General features: G+C 42.8%; 10 protein-coding genes, 1 tRNA gene and 3 rRNA genes. All 14 read right to left on the minus strand.

The features are described 5' to 3' along the window. Positions 1–30 precede the first annotated feature (30 nt). The 14 genes from pgeF to EUBREC_RS10415 all read right to left on the minus strand — a co-directional run bounded on the left by pgeF (position 31) and on the right by EUBREC_RS10415 (position 17,316). Positions 31–1,005, minus strand: coding sequence for a peptidoglycan editing factor PgeF (pgeF, locus tag EUBREC_RS10350; RefSeq protein WP_012743125.1), 975 nt, complete (start codon positions 1,003–1,005; stop codon positions 31–33). 135 nt (positions 1,006–1,140) lie between these two features. Continuing rightward, the gene (locus EUBREC_RS10355) at positions 1,141–1,491 is read right to left on the minus strand and encodes a YraN family protein (protein WP_022293721.1); all 351 of its coding nucleotides are present in this window, start codon (positions 1,489–1,491) and stop codon (positions 1,141–1,143) included. A gap of 30 nt (positions 1,492–1,521) precedes the next feature. Further along, positions 1,522–1,833, minus strand: coding sequence for an EscU/YscU/HrcU family type III secretion system export apparatus switch protein (locus EUBREC_RS10360; RefSeq protein ID WP_012743127.1), 312 nt, complete (start codon positions 1,831–1,833; stop codon positions 1,522–1,524). Between the two features lie 69 nt (positions 1,834–1,902). Beyond that, positions 1,903–3,639, minus strand: coding sequence for a flagellar hook-length control protein FliK (gene fliK / locus EUBREC_RS10365; protein WP_041254134.1), 1,737 nt, complete (start codon positions 3,637–3,639; stop codon positions 1,903–1,905). 131 nt (positions 3,640–3,770) lie between these two features. Then, complete coding sequence (locus EUBREC_RS10370; RefSeq protein ID WP_049757255.1) at positions 3,771–4,553, minus strand: TIGR03915 family putative DNA repair protein; 783 nt, start codon at positions 4,551–4,553, stop codon at positions 3,771–3,773. Between the two features lie 34 nt (positions 4,554–4,587). Continuing rightward, positions 4,588–6,063, minus strand: coding sequence for a putative DNA modification/repair radical SAM protein (locus EUBREC_RS10375; protein WP_012743130.1), 1,476 nt, complete (start codon positions 6,061–6,063; stop codon positions 4,588–4,590). A 259-nt stretch (positions 6,064–6,322) separates the two neighbouring features. Next, complete coding sequence (locus EUBREC_RS10380; RefSeq protein ID WP_012743131.1) at positions 6,323–7,171, minus strand: alpha/beta hydrolase; 849 nt, start codon at positions 7,169–7,171, stop codon at positions 6,323–6,325. 149 nt (positions 7,172–7,320) lie between these two features. Further along, a tRNA-Trp gene (locus EUBREC_RS10385) sits at positions 7,321–7,391 on the minus strand. 112 nt (positions 7,392–7,503) lie between these two features. After that, positions 7,504–10,388 (minus strand): 23S ribosomal RNA (locus EUBREC_RS10390). Positions 10,389–10,730: 342 nt separating this feature from the next. Further along, positions 10,731–10,848 (minus strand): 5S ribosomal RNA (gene rrf, locus EUBREC_RS10395). A gap of 53 nt (positions 10,849–10,901) precedes the next feature. Further along, positions 10,902–12,434, minus strand: a 16S ribosomal RNA gene (locus tag EUBREC_RS10400). Together the 16S, 23S and 5S rRNA genes with 1 tRNA gene alongside form the textbook arrangement of a ribosomal RNA operon. Before the next feature lie 536 nt (positions 12,435–12,970). After that, positions 12,971–14,341 (minus strand): DNA repair protein RadA, encoded by a 1,371-nt coding sequence (gene radA / locus EUBREC_RS10405; RefSeq protein WP_012743133.1) that lies wholly within the window; start codon positions 14,339–14,341, stop codon positions 12,971–12,973. A gap of 57 nt (positions 14,342–14,398) precedes the next feature. Further along, positions 14,399–14,812 carry a hypothetical protein gene (locus EUBREC_RS10410; RefSeq protein ID WP_012743134.1) on the minus strand — a complete coding sequence of 138 codons (414 nt, stop codon included), beginning with the start codon at positions 14,810–14,812 and terminating at the stop codon, positions 14,399–14,401. A gap of 47 nt (positions 14,813–14,859) precedes the next feature. Continuing rightward, positions 14,860–17,316, minus strand: coding sequence for an ATP-dependent Clp protease ATP-binding subunit (locus EUBREC_RS10415; protein ID WP_012743135.1), 2,457 nt, complete (start codon positions 17,314–17,316; stop codon positions 14,860–14,862). Between the last annotated feature and the right edge of the window lies 1 nt (position 17,317).

Consider the following 17,317-nt stretch of genomic DNA (forward strand, 5'->3'; position numbering starts at 1 on the left):
TTATTATTTCCTTAATAGATTGTGCGAAAATTACTTAAGAAACATAAAAGCTCCAAGATTTCCACGCTTTCCATGACTTGCTCTATGCGAAAATAAAAGAGAGGGATTACAACAAGTGCATATATTGCTTATGGCAATATTGTCTTCCTGTACTCCTGCCTCCACAAGTACTCTCCTGTTACATTCCCAAAGATTAAGCTGATATTTGCCGTCTCCCTTATAGAGCAGAATATCACTCGCATGAGGATCGTCTGTTGTCGCAAACTCATCCACAAAATGCTCTGCAACATCCTGACTTATCTCATAGCAGTCCTGACATATTGAAGGTCCTATCGCAGCTATAACATCATGTGCCTCGGTACCAAACTCCCTGTTCATAGCAATAAGTGTCTGTTTTCCCATGCGATTTACAGTACCTCTCCAGCCTGAATGGCTAAGCCCTATTGCCCTATGTACCGGATCAACAAAATAAAGCGGTACACAATCAGCATAAAATGTGGCAAGCACAACATTTGGCTCATTCGTGATAAGTCCATCCACATCTGTATATGGTCTCTTTCTTGTCACCCCGATGCCACACTGCTTTTTTCCAACTCTCAAAACATTGGTAGTATGTGTCTGGTCTGTCGTAACAATCTGTCCTGCCTCTGCTCCGATTGCCTCCGCCACCCTTTTATAATTTTCTAAGACCTTTTCCTCGTCATCTCCACGTGTAAAGCTTAAATTTAAGCTTTCAAACATCCCTTCACTGAGTCCACCAAGACGTGTTGTAAAGCAATGCTCTATCATAGAAAGCTCATTTAACTTCTTAAAATATAACAAAGGAACAACACTTCCGCTTGAAAGGACGTGCTTTTTTAATTCCAGAACATCTTTATCATTCTTTGCAACAAAATCATTTATAGTAATTTCATCAACATTTTTGTGTATGTTTTCAGCCTGCATATTCTTATCCTTCTTTATATTCTCATCAATCTTTATATTCTTATCAATGTCTGTCTTCATATTTATATCTATGCAACTATATATTACCGATAACTATTGCTGTTTATAATTGATATTTATAGTTACTTCGTAACTATTAAGTACAGAAATATACGGTTGTGTAATACCTGTCCGTAACTGCCAAGCCAATAGTTATTAACTGCCCTCAAATGCATTCTTCAACACAGTAACCTCGTCATCATCCACTGCTATCACATCAAATCTGCATGGTGTCCACTCATCCAAACCATGTTTCATAAGATAATACCTTGCAACTGATATAATTTTTTTCTGCTTGCTATAACCAACTGCTTCAAGAGCCCTGCCACAGCCGTTATCTCTACGATATTTCACCTCACAAAAACATATTGTATCTCCATCCTTTGCTATTATATCTATCTCTCCAAAGCGGTTTCTGTAATTGCAGGCAAGTACACTATATCCCATATTTATTAACTGCTCAGCTGCAAGCTGCTCATATATACTTCCAACACTTCTTTTATTCATAACTGCCTCACATATCATATAATCTAAACACTATCTTTGGTCAATTTTTGCCTTAAGCTTATCCAGATCATTAACAAAAACAAGTATCTCTGCAACAACCTCATACAACTCCGTTGGAATCATATCACCTATTTTAAGCCTAGACAGTGTATCAGCAAGCTTATCGTCCTTATATGTAGGCACATTGCTTTCCTTAGCCCTCTCAATAATTTTGTCAGCAATAACGCCCTTGCCTGTAGCTAGTATTTTAGGTGCTGCTTCTCCCGGCACATACTCTATAGCTACGGCTGTTTTGCCTATGTCTATTCCATTATTGTTGCGATTATCATTTTCGCCATGCATACAACTCACCTGTCCTTCTGAAGTAAGTTTTAATCATCTGTGACTATTCGTAAATTATCTTATACACTGCTACGCCCTAATGTCAAAGGAATATCTATGCACCTGACCGGTAGGTGGCAAATCCTTTTTCAGAAATCCAGCGACAAAATTCATCTGTTTCGAACCACTATTTACATTCAATTCACAATTATAGCCCTTATCCTGTAATCTCTTTTCCAACACCGGCAGAAATTGCTTTACCAGTGCATATGACTCATCACTATCCAAATAGAAATTAGTTGTAACCTTCCTATGAAGCATTTTAATTGACACATCTGTCCCACCGAGATGCTCTAAATCCAAATGTAAAAATGCTGATAATTCTTTGTCCGGATTGGACATACTTTTCTTATTTGTATACACATACAACTGTCCGCTGGCGTTTTTTTCATTCATCTTCAATGGAACCTGCACATATGTATATGCCTCGTTTATCTGATTCATAAATTCAATATTTCCACGGATATTATCTGCCAGTGCCTCTGCTTTAGGATTCACCACTCCTGATGTTTTCAAAATAATTTCCATATTTGTTATCTGTTTTTCAATTTTGTCGTACAAGCCATCAAGCTTCTTAGGATTCTTCTCTAAATCTCCCGGTTTAATCATCCATTGCTGTTCTAAAGCCTCCTTCAACATAAGCTTAAAGGCTTCTCCTGAAAACAAATGTCTCAGTGTATCGGCATTTGCCGGTGTATTTTCCAACATACTTTTTATATCGTTAAGTATTCCTACGACACTGCTATCCTCTGAATACAAAGAAATATTGTTTTCCTGTAAATCCGGAAGCAGCATCCTGACCTGTTCATTAAGCTCTTCTATCTGCTTATCCGATAAAAGAAATCCAATAGTATTTGATTTTGTTTCATTCTCCTGTAAAAGGATGGTATCTGTTGCCGGAGCATTGTTTATTTTCTGCGTTGTGTGAATATCCTGTGATTCACCGGAAACACTGTTTAATGATTCAAATAATTCAGCAATATTAAAGTGTTTTTTTACTACAGGTGCCGATTTATTATCACGCATTATTGCCTCATACTGTGACATATCAGAAGCTTCACTTGATATAAATGCCTCTTCCGGCAGCCCTTCTGTAACAATATTTAAAATATCCCTCGCCTGGGTTACAAGCTTATACATTGATAAATCTTCGGCTGAAAGAGCATTCGGCAGTTCATCTATCAAACTATCCATAGCAATTGTAATAGCCTGTTTGTCATTAGCATAATTTTCAAACTGAGCCGCATTTACCTGATTAATTTCAATTCCAAGCCTCTTTAACTCAACAAGTGTAGTCACATTAATATCCTTATTATCCTGCACAAGCTGATACATCTGATTAAGGCTTGTCTTATCAATTGGCATATGCTCTTCCATCATCTTGTTCACCATCGACAAATTTATGCCATCTACCGACAGACCTGCAGCCTTTAGCGCATCCATAAGTGTGAGGTTGGCTCCCTCGCCATCAACTGTATATGGTTTTATTTCTATAGTGCCTCCATCATTATTTTTCACCTGAAAAAACACAGACTGTCCCTGTTCAAATGAAAACTTTCCTGCCAGCCTTGCCAAAATCTGCTGACCATTTGACAAGGCAAGCTTAACCTGATTGCCACGGACACTGCTTACTGTTCCCTCAAATATCATCCCTTTTGACATTTCATTTAAAGAAGATACCAGCTTTTCAACGCCCTTTGCTCCTGTCATAGGCTCACCATTTGCCACTGAATTGTTGTATTGACTTACCAAATTTGATATCTGCATAGCATCACCCTGATATAGTATCGTTATGTTTAAGTATACATGTATAAATTGTATCATTTATTGGTATTTCTGTCACTATATTACTGTTCACACACCACAGTGTAACCGCAACAATTGATTTCTTTCAAAAATCAGGTAAATTCCACCATATTCTTCCTATACCACTTTGGACAAAGATTGCGCTGACATTGTGGATTGAACCGCTCCCTTATATCAGTGTGCTCAAAATACACCTTCCATAACTGCTCAAAACTGTCTGTCTTCACCGGCACACTTATCTCAAGCTGCTTAAATTCACTTTCATTGATATAAAAGCACTCCTTAAGCCTCGGGTGGACCACTGCATACCTTCTTCTATCATCATAGATTACAAAATTTTCCCCGGGATACCTGTCCACAAAATGCCACATAACAACCGGTATCATATCGCATTTTGGTTCAAAGTGCGCCAGCAGATAGTTTCCATTATCACTAAAATGAATAAACCCTCTTATCTTGTCAGCCTCTTTATTTACCTTTCTTGAAAGCTCAAATACCTCCATAACATATTTATCGGTCATATGCTCCATAATCCTTTGTCCCACCTTAAATGCTCTGACAAGAAATCCAAGCACTATTGTTGCTCTATTACCAGAATAATGGCACAAAGCATCAAATACAGTCTCATATATCTTAAAACCTAGCTTCTTTTGAATTGTCAAAATTGTCTTTTGGACCTTTACCTCATCTGTTTCAATATCTATCATCTTTGAAAAAAGTGTATAGTTTCCTCCAATGCCTATCTCAATAGAAATATTGTCCCGGTATACTTCGTGATTTTCTTTTTGCATTTGATTTTTGTATACAAAAGCATCATATATAGCGGTAAAAATCCCATTTATATTATTATCACATCTAAGTATTATATTATCCATGCATCCTTCTCCCTGCAGCTTTACAAAATATTGTCTATTCAGATATAAAATCAAATATACTCATCTGCTCATAAGTACATGATTTATTATCAGCTAAAAGCATAGTATCCGGCCTTTCGTTATATATGAGATGCCTTGTAATATAGCTTTCATCAAGCTTTGTATTGTACATCATACGACCATCACAGGTGATAAAGTACAGTGCTCTTTTGAGCACGACACCCATTTTCTTTAAATCTGTAAACGAAAGCTTTGCATGCTTTCTGGCTTTTATAATACGCCTGACACTGTTAGTGCCTATTCCCGGGACCCTGAGAAGTGTATAATAATCCGCCGTCATAATCTCAACCGGAAAACACTCCAGATGACCTACAGCCCACTGACACTTTGGATCAATATAATCATTAAAGTTCTGATTATCCTCCGACAAAAGCTCTCCTGCCTTAAAGCCATAAAATCTCATAAGAAAATCTGCCTGATAAAGCCTGTGCTCTCTCTTTAACGGTGGCGGCTGCCCGATACCCGGTAATGACTCATCCATATTAACATTCACAAAAGCCGAGTAAAATACTCTCTTCATATCAAACCTGTTGTACATTGCTTCTGCTACAGATATAATCTGATAATCACTCTCTCCGGTTGCTCCCACAATCATCTGTGTACTCTGCCCCGCCGGCACATAATATCTGTCCGGTCTTTTGATACTTAAGCCTGATTCCCAGCTTTTTTGTGCAAGCTTATCAGCCTTCCCGCAATCTGTAGCAACCCTAAGGCTTCTGTGATACTCTGATAATCTTGCAGTACTATCTTTTATTTCGGCCATCTGCTCATAATATGCCTGCTCATCTATATACATACGGTTTTTCATACTGCTATTGCCATGATACATTCGGCTGTCCTTTATACCATTTTGAATAAATCTCATAGGTGTAAGAATGTTTTTACGCGCCTTATTCGGAGCAACTGCCCTAAGCCCTTCCGCTGTGGGCAACTCCAGATTAACACTCATCCTATCACAAAGATATCCAATCATCTCAAGGACCTCAGAGGAGGCTCCCGGTATACCCTTGATGTGTATATACCCATTGAAATGATATTTGTTTCTCAAAAGAAAAAGCGTGGTATATAAAAGCTGCATGGTATGCTCGGGCGATTCTATGATACCAGAGCTTAAGAAAAGTCCCTCTATATAATTGCGTCTGTAAAACTCAACAGTAAGCTTACATACCTCCTCAGGCGTAAATGTCACTCTTTCAACATCATTAGTGCATCTGTTGATACAGTATTTACAATCATAAATACATTCATTTGTAAAAAGTATCTTGAGAAGCGATATACACCTGCCATCAGCTGTAAACGAATGACATATTCCACTGGCAAATGCACTCCCCATATCAGTTCCATTACCCGAACGGGATGCACCACTGGAAGTGCATGCAACATCAAACTTTGCCGCATCAGACAGAATCTTAAGTTTTTCCATAATATCAGCACTGATTGACGTTAACATAAGACCTCCTCACATCATTTCGAACATCTGTTTGCATTATACAACATATGTTCGGGTAAATCAAGTGAAAATTTTTGGAAAAATATTGTTATGGTTCATAAGCACAAAAACCATAGATATCTTAAATGCATTAAGATACTATGGTTTTTATTTATAATAATTATCGTAACTATTCAGTTGCAAAAAATATCGTAGCCTTTATAAACAGACTTTATTCCGACTAAAAAAATTTTCTTAAGAGCTACTGTATGACATGATTTTATCCCAATTTAGTCTTAAAAAACTCGATTATCCTATCCCACAGTTCATCCTGGAAAAACTGCATATCTGCATGGTCAGCGCCTTCCAATGCAATCAAATCTGCATCACAGCCATTTTCAATAAGCTTGTCATAAAGCTCTTCACTCTGCTCAAACGGAACTGTCTGATCATTTATACCGTGAATAATCAAAAATGGAGGAGCATCTTTTGTCACCTTAGACACCGGAGAACTGTTATATGCTTCCTTGATATTTCTCATAATATTATATCCGAGTAAAAGTGACTCCATAGATGCTGCGCATTCTTCGGCATCTTTATACTTAAATGTGCTAAGGTTAGTAGGTGGATACCATGGACATGCTGCCTGAATACTGCTTGACTCTTCAAGATATTCTCCAACATCACGAGCTTTATCATGATCCAATGCCGCCATACATGTCAAAAATCCTCCGGCTGATTCTCCCATCGCACCAAAATGTTCCTTGTCAATTCTGTATCTATCTGCATGTGCCTTCAAATACCTGATTGCAGCCTTCACATCCTCTATCTGCATAGGATAGCAACCCTCATTTGATGTGCGGTATTCCACACTGCAAACAACAAACCCCTGATGAGCAAGCGTGCTAAGATATGATAGATGTGCTGACTTATCCATCCTCATCCATCCACCACCGCATATCCATACTATACAAGGATAACGCTTGTCAGACATATCTTCCGGATATATTAAATCGAGTTTTAAATCCCTGCGACAGTGATCATACCACGAATCCACCTGCGCATATGTAATATCAGACACCTGCACATATTGTGGCTTCGTCACATTAATCTTAAGCTTTTCCTTCATTTAAAAATCCTCCTTACATTTGTAATCCATTTTGAAATACAAAATTAATATCATTTAAAATAAATACTTTATGCCCATTATAATACATCTATTTTCATTTTTAAACAAAAAAAACCTTGAAACAACTATCTTGCTTCAAGGTCTAAGAACAGGGGATGAGAGAATCGAACTCCCGCTAAAAGTTTTGGAGACTTCTGTCATACCATTTGACCAATCCCCTATATTTAAATATTATATCAAATATAGAAAAAGGACGCAATAGGAATTACGTCTTATTTTAATATACCTTCAAAACTTCATACAAATCCGATTTGTTTTTCTCCGTTATTAACCAGATTAAGCCCTCGACCTATTAGTAACAGTCAGCTCCACATGTTGCCATGCTTCCACCTCTGCCCTATCTACCTTGTAGTCTTCAAGGGGTCTTACTCCCGAAGGAGGGATATCTCATCTTGAGGGGGGCTTCACGCTTAGATGCCTTCAGCGTTTATCCCTTCCAGACTTGGCTACTCTGCCATGCCGTTGGTCGACAACAGATACACCAGTGGTCCGTCCATCCCGGTCCTCTCGTACTAAGGACAGCTCCTCTCAAATATCCTCCGCCCGCGCCGGATAGGGACCGAACTGTCTCACGACGTTCTGAACCCAGCTCGCGTACCGCTTTAATGGGCGAACAGCCCAACCCTTGGGACCTGCTACAGCCCCAGGATGCGATGAGCCGACATCGAGGTGCCAAACCACTCCGTCGATGTGAACTCTTGGGAGTGATAAGCCTGTTATCCCCAGGGTAGCTTTTATCCGTTGAGCGATGGCAATCCCACTTTATACCACCGGATCACTAAGTCCTACTTTCGTACCTGCTCCACCCGTCGGTGTCGCAGTCAAGCTCCCTTCTGCCTTTGCACTCTTCAAATGGTTTCCAACCATTCTGAGGGAACCTTTGAGCGCCTCCGATACCCTTTCGGAGGCGACCGCCCCAGTCAAACTCCCCGCCTGACATTGTCCCATTGCCAGTTCATGGCAACTGGTTAGAAACCCAGTACTACAGGGGTGGTATCCCAACAGCGACTCCGGACAGACTGGCGTCCATCCTTCTCCGTCTCCCACCTATCCTGTACATGCAGTACCGAATCCCAGTATCAAACTGGAGTAAAGCTCCATGGGGTCTTTCCGTCCTGGCGCGGGTAACCAGCATCTTCACTGGTACTTCAATTTCACCGGATGCATTGTCGAGACAGTGCTCAAATCATTACGCCTTTCGTGCGGGTCGGAACTTACCCGACAAGGAATTTCGCTACCTTAGGACCGTTATAGTTACGGCCGCCGTTTACTGGGGCTTAAATTCAAAGCTTCGCTTACGCTAACCTCTCCTCTTAACCTTCCAGCACCGGGCAGGCGTCAGCCCATATACTTCACCTTTCGGTTTCGCATAGACCTGTGTTTTTGCTAAACAGTTGCTTGAGCCTATTCTCTGCGGCCTGCTCTCGCAGGCACCCCTTCTCCCGAAGTTACGGGGTCATTTTGCCGAATTCCTTAACAATGCTTCTTCCGCCGGCCTTAGGATTCTCTCCTCATCCACCTGTGTCGGTTTACGGTACGGGCACGCATTACACAATAGCAGCTTTTCTCGGCACATGGCTCACACGCTTTGCTACTTTATTTCACTCCACATCACGTCTTCGGATTATACAACGGATTTGCCTATTGTACACCTACCTCGCTTGTACCGGTTTTTCCATTCCCGGCTCGTGCTTTCCACATGCGTCCCTACAGTTCTGATAATGCGTGGTACAGGAATCTAAACCTGTTATCCATCGCTTACGTCTTGCGACCTGTGCTTAGGCCCCGACTTACCCAGAGCAGATCAGCTTTACTCTGGAAACCTTAGATATTCGGCCGAAAGGATTCCCACCTTTCTCTCGCTACTCATTCCGGCATTCTCTCTTCTTATCCCTCCACTGCTCCTTCCGGTACAGCTTCGTCGGTTTTAAGAATGCTCCTCTACCACTCGCATTGCGAGTCCACGGCTTCGGTGTCGTGTTTCAGCCCCGGACATTTTCGGCGCAGGAACTCTCGACTAGTGAGCTGTTACGCACTCTTTGAATGTATGGCTGCTTCTGAGCCAACATCCTAGTTGTCTTCGAATTCCCACATCCTTTTCCACTTAACACGCACTTTGGGACCTTAGCCGGTGGTCTGGGCTCTTTCCCTTTTGACTGCCCAACTTATCTCGTGCAGTCTGACTCCCGATCATCATCTACATGGCATTCGGAGTTTGATATTCTTTGGTAAGCTTTGACGCCCCCGCGGAAATTCAGTGCTCTACCTCCATAAGACTAAATCGAGGCTAGCCCTAAAGCTATTTCGAGGAGAACCAGCTATCTCCGGGTTCGATTGGAATTTCTCCCCTATCCACACCTCATGCCCACCCTTTTCAACGGATGTGGCTTCGGTCCTCCATTGTCTTTTACGACAACTTCAACCTGGACATGGATAGATCACCCGGTTTCGGGTCTGCGTATACTGACTTAACGCCCTGTTAAGACTTGGTATCCCTTCGGCTCCGCACCTTAAGTGCTTAACCTTGCCAGTATCCGCAACTCGCCGGACCGTTCTACAAAAAGTACGCGGTTGTTCATTTAAAGAACTTCCACAGCTTGTAAACACAGGGTTTCAGGTTCTCTTTCACTCCCCTCCCGGGGTCCTTTTCACCTTTCCTTCACAGTACTATGCGCTATCGGTCACTAAGTAGTATTTAGGCTTACGGGGTGGTCCCCGCTCATTCCATCAAGGTTTCTCGTGTCTCGATGTACTCTGGATCCCGCTCAGTCAGCTCTTCTTTCGCTTACGGGGCTTTCACCCTCTCCGGCAGGCTTTCCCAAACCTTTCTGCTAGAATCACTGAATCTTAAATGCGGTCCGAACCCCGGAGTGCACGCACTCCGGTTTGGCCTCTTTCGCTTTCGCTCGCCGCTACTAACAAAATCGATGTTTCTTTCTCTTCCTCCGGCTACTTAGATGTTTCAGTTCACCGGGTTCCCCTCCATACGTTATGGATTGGCGTATGGATGATACGAGTTCTTCGTACCGGGTTTCCCCATTCAGACATCTGCGGATCAAGGATTATTTGCATCTCCCCGCAGCTTTTCGCAGCTTATCACGTCTTTCTTCGGCTCTTAGTGCCAAGGCATCCACCCTGCGCTCTTCTTTGCTTAATCTCTTCGATGCATAGCGTTGCATCATTAATAACTTAAAGAACTTTGTTGTTGTTCACAACTTGGTTTTGTTTCTCGGATGTCTTGATTGTTAGATATTCTTAAGAATAGAATATTTATTCATCAAATTATTTGTATGAAGTTTTCAAGGTACATTGCTGTGATTACCAGTTTTAGTTCTCACAGACTTTTGACTGTTTTATCAGTCATTAGAAATCTTAATATCTTAAAATCTCTAATCACTGGTAAAACCAGCTATCTAAACAGCACTTCCCTGCTGATGTAGGTTAGCTCTTTCGAGCCTGTTCTATTTTGAAAGCATATATGCTATGCTGTTCTTTATAAATCCGGCAGCCACCTACCTTCCCATACCGTTACCAGTATAGTATTATCGGCCGCTTCAGTCTTAACCATCGTGTTCGGGATGTGGACGGGTGTTTCCCAAAAGCGCATCGCCACCGGAAAGATTGAGCTTGATAACTCAACAGTGAAAAACTCTCTACTCGATTTCCTTAGAAAGGAGGTGATCCAGCCGCACCTTCCGATACGGCTACCTTGTTACGACTTCACCCCAGTTATCGAGCCTGCCTTCGACAGCTCCTTCCTTTCGGTTAGGTCACTGGCTTCGGGCATTCCCAACTCCCATGGTGTGACGGGCGGTGTGTACAAGACCCGGGAACGTATTCACCGCAGCATTCTGATCTGCGATTACTAGCGATTCCAGCTTCGTGTAGTCGGGTTGCAGACTACAGTCCGAACTGAGACGTTATTTTTGAGATTTGCTCGGCTTCACAGCTTCGCTTCCCTTTGTTTACGCCATTGTAGCACGTGTGTAGCCCAAGTCATAAGGGGCATGATGATTTGACGTCATCCCCGCCTTCCTCCAGGTTATCCCTGGCAGTCTCTCTAGAGTGCCCGGCCAGACCGCTGGCTACTAAAGATAAGGGTTGCGCTCGTTGCGGGACTTAACCCAACATCTCACGACACGAGCTGACGACAACCATGCACCACCTGTCACTCCTGCTCCGAAGAGAAGGTACGGTTAAGTACCGGTCAGAAGGATGTCAAGACTTGGTAAGGTTCTTCGCGTTGCTTCGAATTAAACCACATGCTCCACCGCTTGTGCGGGTCCCCGTCAATTCCTTTGAGTTTCATTCTTGCGAACGTACTCCCCAGGTGGAATACTTACTGCGTTTGCGACGGCACCGAGAAGCAATGCTTCCCAACACCTAGTATTCATCGTTTACAGCGTGGACTACCAGGGTATCTAATCCTGTTTGCTCCCCACGCTTTCGAGCCTCAGCGTCAGTTATCGTCCAGTAAGCCGCCTTCGCCACTGGTGTTCCTCCTAATATCTACGCATTTCACCGCTACACTAGGAATTCCGCTTACCCCTCCGACACTCTAGTACGACAGTTTCCAATGCAGTACCGGGGTTGAGCCCCGGGCTTTCACATCAGACTTGCCGCACCGCCTGCGCTCCCTTTACACCCAGTAAATCCGGATAACGCTTGCACCATACGTATTACCGCGGCTGCTGGCACGTATTTAGCCGGTGCTTCTTAGTCAGGTACCGTCATTATCTTCCCTGCTGATAGAGCTTTACATACCGAAATACTTCTTCGCTCACGCGGCGTCGCTGCATCAGGCTTTCGCCCATTGTGCAATATTCCCCACTGCTGCCTCCCGTAGGAGTTTGGGCCGTGTCTCAGTCCCAATGTGGCCGGTCACCCTCTCAGGTCGGCTATGGATCGTCGCCTTGGTGGGCCGTTACCTCACCAACTAGCTAATCCAACGCGGGTCCATCTTATACCACCGGAGTTTTTCACACTGCATCATGCGATGCTGTGCGCTTATGCGGTATTAGCAGCCGTTTCCAACTGTTATCCCCCTGTACAAGGCAGGTTACCCACGCGTTACTCACCCGTCCGCCACTCAGTCACAAAATAATCAGTCCCGAAGGAAATCAAATAAAGTGCTTCGTTCGACTTGCATGTGTTAAGCACGCCGCCAGCGTTCATCCTGAGCCAGGATCAAACTCTCATGTTAAAAGTTGATCTCAGTCAAGTTAAACTTGGCTAATTCGTTCATTCAGATAGAATCTGAATTTACTGTTTTAAAGGTCTTCAATTTTCATTGAAGCGTTCTGATTGATTCTCAAAATCTTTCAAGGTTTCTCACTGTTCAGTTATCAATGTTCTTTGTTTTGCTCTCTTGCGACAGCTTGATTATTTTATCAAATCGCTGTTCGTTTGTCAAGCACTTTTTTATTTTTTTGAACTCTGTTTTAAGTTCTCTGTCTTGCGACAGCTTGTTTATTCTATCAAAATGTTTTTCATTTGTCAAGAACTTTTTTCATAACTTATTTAATCAGCTTCTTTCAAAGCAATATTATAAAGTCATGTCTGTAAAATGTAACTCACAAGCTCTACAACTCAATGTGTCCCGCGAGTCAGCTTTGATATAATATCATCCCGGCACACATATGTCAACGGATTTACTGCAATTAATTAAAGTAGTATAACTATCTTAAAAAACACAAATTTTCTAAATTGTCTGTTTATTATATGCAATTCTCACAATTACTATCTGACAGCATCTATCGCTTCCTTGATATTTGCCACACCGACAATCTCAATTCCACTAATATGCGAGACTCCTGCAAGACACACTTTGGGAACAATACACTTTTTAAAGCCAAGCTTCTTTGCCTCAGCAACACGCTGCTCGGACATGGTAACTCCGCGCACCTCTCCGCTTAAGCCCACCTCTCCAAAGCATATGGTATCCTCACGCACTATAATATCCTTTTTGCTTGATGCGATTGCAAGCACTATCCCAAGGTCTATCGCCGGTTCGTTCATCCTTATACCGCCTGCTATATTCACATAAGCGTCACAGTCTGACAGTGACAGGTTGGCTCTTTTTTCAAGGACCGCCATGAGTAGATTTACTTTATTATAATCTGTACCATTTGCTGTACGCCTTGGATTATTAAAAAAGCTGTGACATACAAGAGCCTGTATCTCGAGAAGTATCGGGCGGCTTCCCTCTATGGAACATGTGACAATTGATCCTGATGCTCCCTCGGGCTTACCGCTAAGCATATACTCCGACGGATTTTCCACCTCAACAAGTCCCTCCGCCTTCATTTCAAATACGCCTATCTCATTGGTCGAACCAAATCTGTTCTTAACGCCTCTAAGTATCCTGTACGACTCATACCTGTCACCCTCAAAATAAAGCACAGTATCAACCATATGCTCTAACGTCCTCGGCCCCGCAACCGCACCATCCTTTGTCACATGTCCTACTATAAAGACAGAAATACCCAGAGTCTTTGCAAGCTGCATAAGCACTCCGGTTGTCTCCCTGACCTGTGAGACACTGCCCGGTGCCGACGCTATCTCCTCATTGTACATAGTCTGGATGGAATCTATTACAACAACCTCCGGTTTTTTTCGTTGAATCACGTCTTTTGCTATATCAAGACTTGTCTCACATAAAAGCTCCAGTGAATCCGTAAAATCGCCAAGTCTGTCGGCACGCATCTTTATCTGATGCAGGGATTCCTCACCTGACACATAAAGTAATGGCACCTTTTTTTGTGAAAGCTCCCTGCATACCTGAAGTAGTAGCGTGGATTTTCCTATACCCGGATCTCCTCCCACAAGCACAAGTGACCCCCTCACAATTCCTCCACCAAGCACTCTGTCAAACTCGGCTATACCTGTCACTATACGCTCCTCTTTCTCGCTTTTTACTGCCGAAAGAGGCAGAACCTGTGCCGCCTTTGATTCTTTTTTTACTTTTCCCGACGAGCTTATCGACTTTTTATCTACGGTTTCCTCTACAAATGTATTCCATTCCTTACAGGCCGGGCACTGTCCCATCCATTTTGCCGATTCATAACCACATTCCTGGCAGAAAAATACAGAGGTCTTTCCTTTTGCCATATTGTTCTCCTTTATAAAATACAAAAAGCCCGGCTTTCACCGGGCTAAAAATATGCTCTATTTTCTTGATACTTTGATATCGACTGAATCAACACCCTCAAGCTCTACGCTTAAGCTGAGCTTGCCGCCGAGATTTGTCTTCATAGTACCTGCAACAGCTCCAGCTATATCAATTTCGTACTCTGTCTCCTCTTCAAGGCCAAGAGTAATCTGAGCATCCTCAGGTCCCTCCACAGTAAATGTCACTGTATCAGCAGTCTCCTCGAAATCCATAACCGCTGTTCCCGGAACAGACTCGTATACAAAGAGTCCGTTTCTTTCGAGCTTTGTAATCTCCTTAAAGGTCTTTACCTTGTAGATATCTCCATCCTTCTCAAAATTGTCAAGCTTTGCCTTTGCAGCCAATGTATAATCTCCGAAGCTGAGCTTTCCGTTTTCCTCAGTACGGATTAATTCACTTATTACAGCCATTTTTATCCTCCCGTAGCTATATTGATATATTAATTATAAATCCAATTCTACTCAACAGTCAATGAAATTTGTTTGTTTTTCGTAGAAATTATTACCTTATTGCCGCGCTTAATTTTGCCGGTAATAATATCCTCTGACATACGGTCTTCAATCTCCTCCTGAAGTTTTCGTTTAAGAGGTCTTGCGCCATATTTTCTGTCATAGGCTTTGTCCACGATAAAGGATTTTGCACTGTCGCGCACTGTGAGCTCTATATCAAGCTGTTCTTTACAGCGTTTCTTAAGCTCCTTTACAAGAAGTGTCACTATATGCTTCATGTCATCCTTGTTGAGAGCTCTAAATACAATAGTCTCGTCGATTCGGTTCAAAAACTCAGGTTTAAATATACGGCGTACCTCCTCCATGACACTGTTCTTCATACGCTCGTGATCCTGCTTTTCATCCTCACCAGCGCCAAAGCCAAGGCGCTTTGGTTCTATAATAGAAGAAGCTCCTGCATTTGATGTCATGATGATTATTGTATTCTTGAAATCAACCGTGCGCCCCTGTGAATCAGTGATTCTACCATCATCAAGCACCTGTAAAAGTATATTGAACACATCAGGATGTGCTTTTTCTATCTCATCAAACAGTATAACAGAAAAAGGATTGCGTCTGACCTTCTCTGAGAGCTGTCCACCCTCCTCATGGCCCACATATCCCGGTGGTGAACCAATCATCTTTGAAACACTATGCTTTTCCATGTACTCTGACATGTCAACACGTATCATGGCATCTTCTTTGCCAAAGACAGCCTCAGCAAGCGCCTTTGACACCTCCGTCTTACCTACTCCTGTCGGTCCCAAAAACAGGAATGAGCCAATCGGCTTCTTAGGATCCTTTAAACCAACACGGCCTCGTCTGACTGCCTTTGCGACAGCAGAAACAGCCTCCTCCTGTCCTATTACACGCTTGTGAAGTATCTGTTCAAGCTTTGCAAGTCGTCCTGCCTCTGACTCTGTAAGCTTATTTACAGGTATTTTGGTCCATCCCGATACTACATCCGCTATCTCATTTTCGCCGACTACAGGCTGGTTTTTGGCTCCTGTGCGACGGTTCTTTCTCATAAGCTTCTGCTGTTTATTTTCAAGTACTTCCTTTTCTGACATAAGCGCGCCGGCAGCTGCGAGATCTCCATTCGATAAAGCATTTTCCACCTGGTTCTGCTTATCTGTTATCTCTTTTTTCAGAGCAAGCAACTCGTCAGATGATGTCAGATTCTTAAGCCTTATCCTGGCTGCCGCTTCATCCATCAGGTCTATCGCCTTATCAGGTAAAAATCTGTCATTTATATATCGTGCAGAAAGGTTTACTGCTGCTTTCACACCCTCATCTGTTATGATGACACCATGATGCTTTTCATAGATTCCCTTTAATCCTGTGAGTATCTCTATTGTCTCATCCGCACCCGGCTCCTCAACCATCACCGGCTGGAAACGGCGCTCAAGCGCAGCATCCTTTTCCACGTATTTGCGATACTCTTCTATGGTAGTGGCGCCGATTACCTGTACCTCGCCTCTGGCAAGCGCAGGCTTTAATATGTTAGATGCATCTAACGAACCTTCTGCTCCTCCTGCACCTATTATAGTGTGAAGCTCATCAATGAAAAGCAGTACATTTTTGGCATTTGAAACCTCGCTTATCACCTTCTTGATACGCTCCTCAAACTCACCACGATACTTTGATTTGGCTACAAGCCCGGACATATCAAGGGAAACCAGTCTCTTTCCCAAAAGAATATCCGGAACATTGCCACTGACTATATCCTGCGCAAGTCCTTCTACTATAGCGGTCTTGCCCACTCCCGGCTCTCCAATCAGACATGGATTGTTTTTGCCACGGCGGCAAAGTATCTGGATAACGCGCTCCATCTCCTTTTTTCTGCCTATAACAGGGTCAAGAAGCCCTGCCTCTGCCATATCTGTCAAATCTCTGGAATACTGATCTAATACAGGAGTCGCAGAATTGTATGATGTACTGTAGCTTTTCATCAGATCCCTGTATGCAGACGGATCCTCACCCATCGCACCAAGAATATCTATAAACATCTTCTGACTGTTAACACCCATGGTGTTTAAAAGTCTTGCAGCTGCACAGTCTCCCTGCAGTACTATAGCCATTAGCAAGTGTTCTGTCCCTATCTCATTGCACTCAAATCTATCGGCTTCCTCCGATGCACGCTCCAATACTCTCTGTGTCCTTGGTGAATAGCCATCCCTGTCCATCACTTCGATGTTATCCCCCGGTGAAATCAGGTCTTCAATCATCGAAATAAGCTTATCATATTCCACATTGCAGGCTGTTAGAACCTCAGCTGCCACACCGGTGCCCTCTTTTATAAGGCCAGCCAGTATGTGCTCTGTTCCAACATAGCTGTAATTCATTTTCTTTGATATACGTGCAGCCAAATCTATTGCTTTTTTAGCCTTACTTGTATATGGTTTCAAGTCATATCCTCCAGTCATA

It is taken from the genome of Agathobacter rectalis ATCC 33656 (genome assembly GCF_000020605.1).
Taxonomy (GTDB): Bacteria; Bacillota; Clostridia; order Lachnospirales; family Lachnospiraceae; genus Roseburia; species Roseburia rectalis.

Excerpts from the sequence above, each read along its gene's own strand:
- EUBREC_RS10415 (WP_012743135.1), bottom strand. The coding sequence starts at position 17,316 with ATGACTGGAGGATATGACTTGAAACCATATACAAGTAAGGCTAAAAAA.
- EUBREC_RS10375 (WP_012743130.1), bottom strand. The coding sequence starts at position 6,063 with ATGTTAACGTCAATCAGTGCTGATATTATGGAAAAACTTAAGATTCTG.
- EUBREC_RS10380 (WP_012743131.1), bottom strand. The coding sequence starts at position 7,171 with ATGAAGGAAAAGCTTAAGATTAATGTGACGAAGCCACAATATGTGCAG.
- pgeF (WP_012743125.1), bottom strand. The coding sequence starts at position 1,005 with ATGAAGACAGACATTGATAAGAATATAAAGATTGATGAGAATATAAAG.
- EUBREC_RS10370 (WP_049757255.1), bottom strand. The coding sequence starts at position 4,553 with ATGGATAATATAATACTTAGATGTGATAATAATATAAATGGGATTTTT.
- radA (WP_012743133.1), bottom strand. The coding sequence starts at position 14,341 with ATGGCAAAAGGAAAGACCTCTGTATTTTTCTGCCAGGAATGTGGTTAT.
- fliK (WP_041254134.1), bottom strand. The coding sequence starts at position 3,639 with ATGCAGATATCAAATTTGGTAAGTCAATACAACAATTCAGTGGCAAAT.
- EUBREC_RS10410 (WP_012743134.1), bottom strand. The coding sequence starts at position 14,812 with ATGGCTGTAATAAGTGAATTAATCCGTACTGAGGAAAACGGAAAGCTC.
- EUBREC_RS10355 (WP_022293721.1), bottom strand. The coding sequence starts at position 1,491 with ATGAATAAAAGAAGTGTTGGAAGTATATATGAGCAGCTTGCAGCTGAG.
- EUBREC_RS10360 (WP_012743127.1), bottom strand. The coding sequence starts at position 1,833 with ATGCATGGCGAAAATGATAATCGCAACAATAATGGAATAGACATAGGC.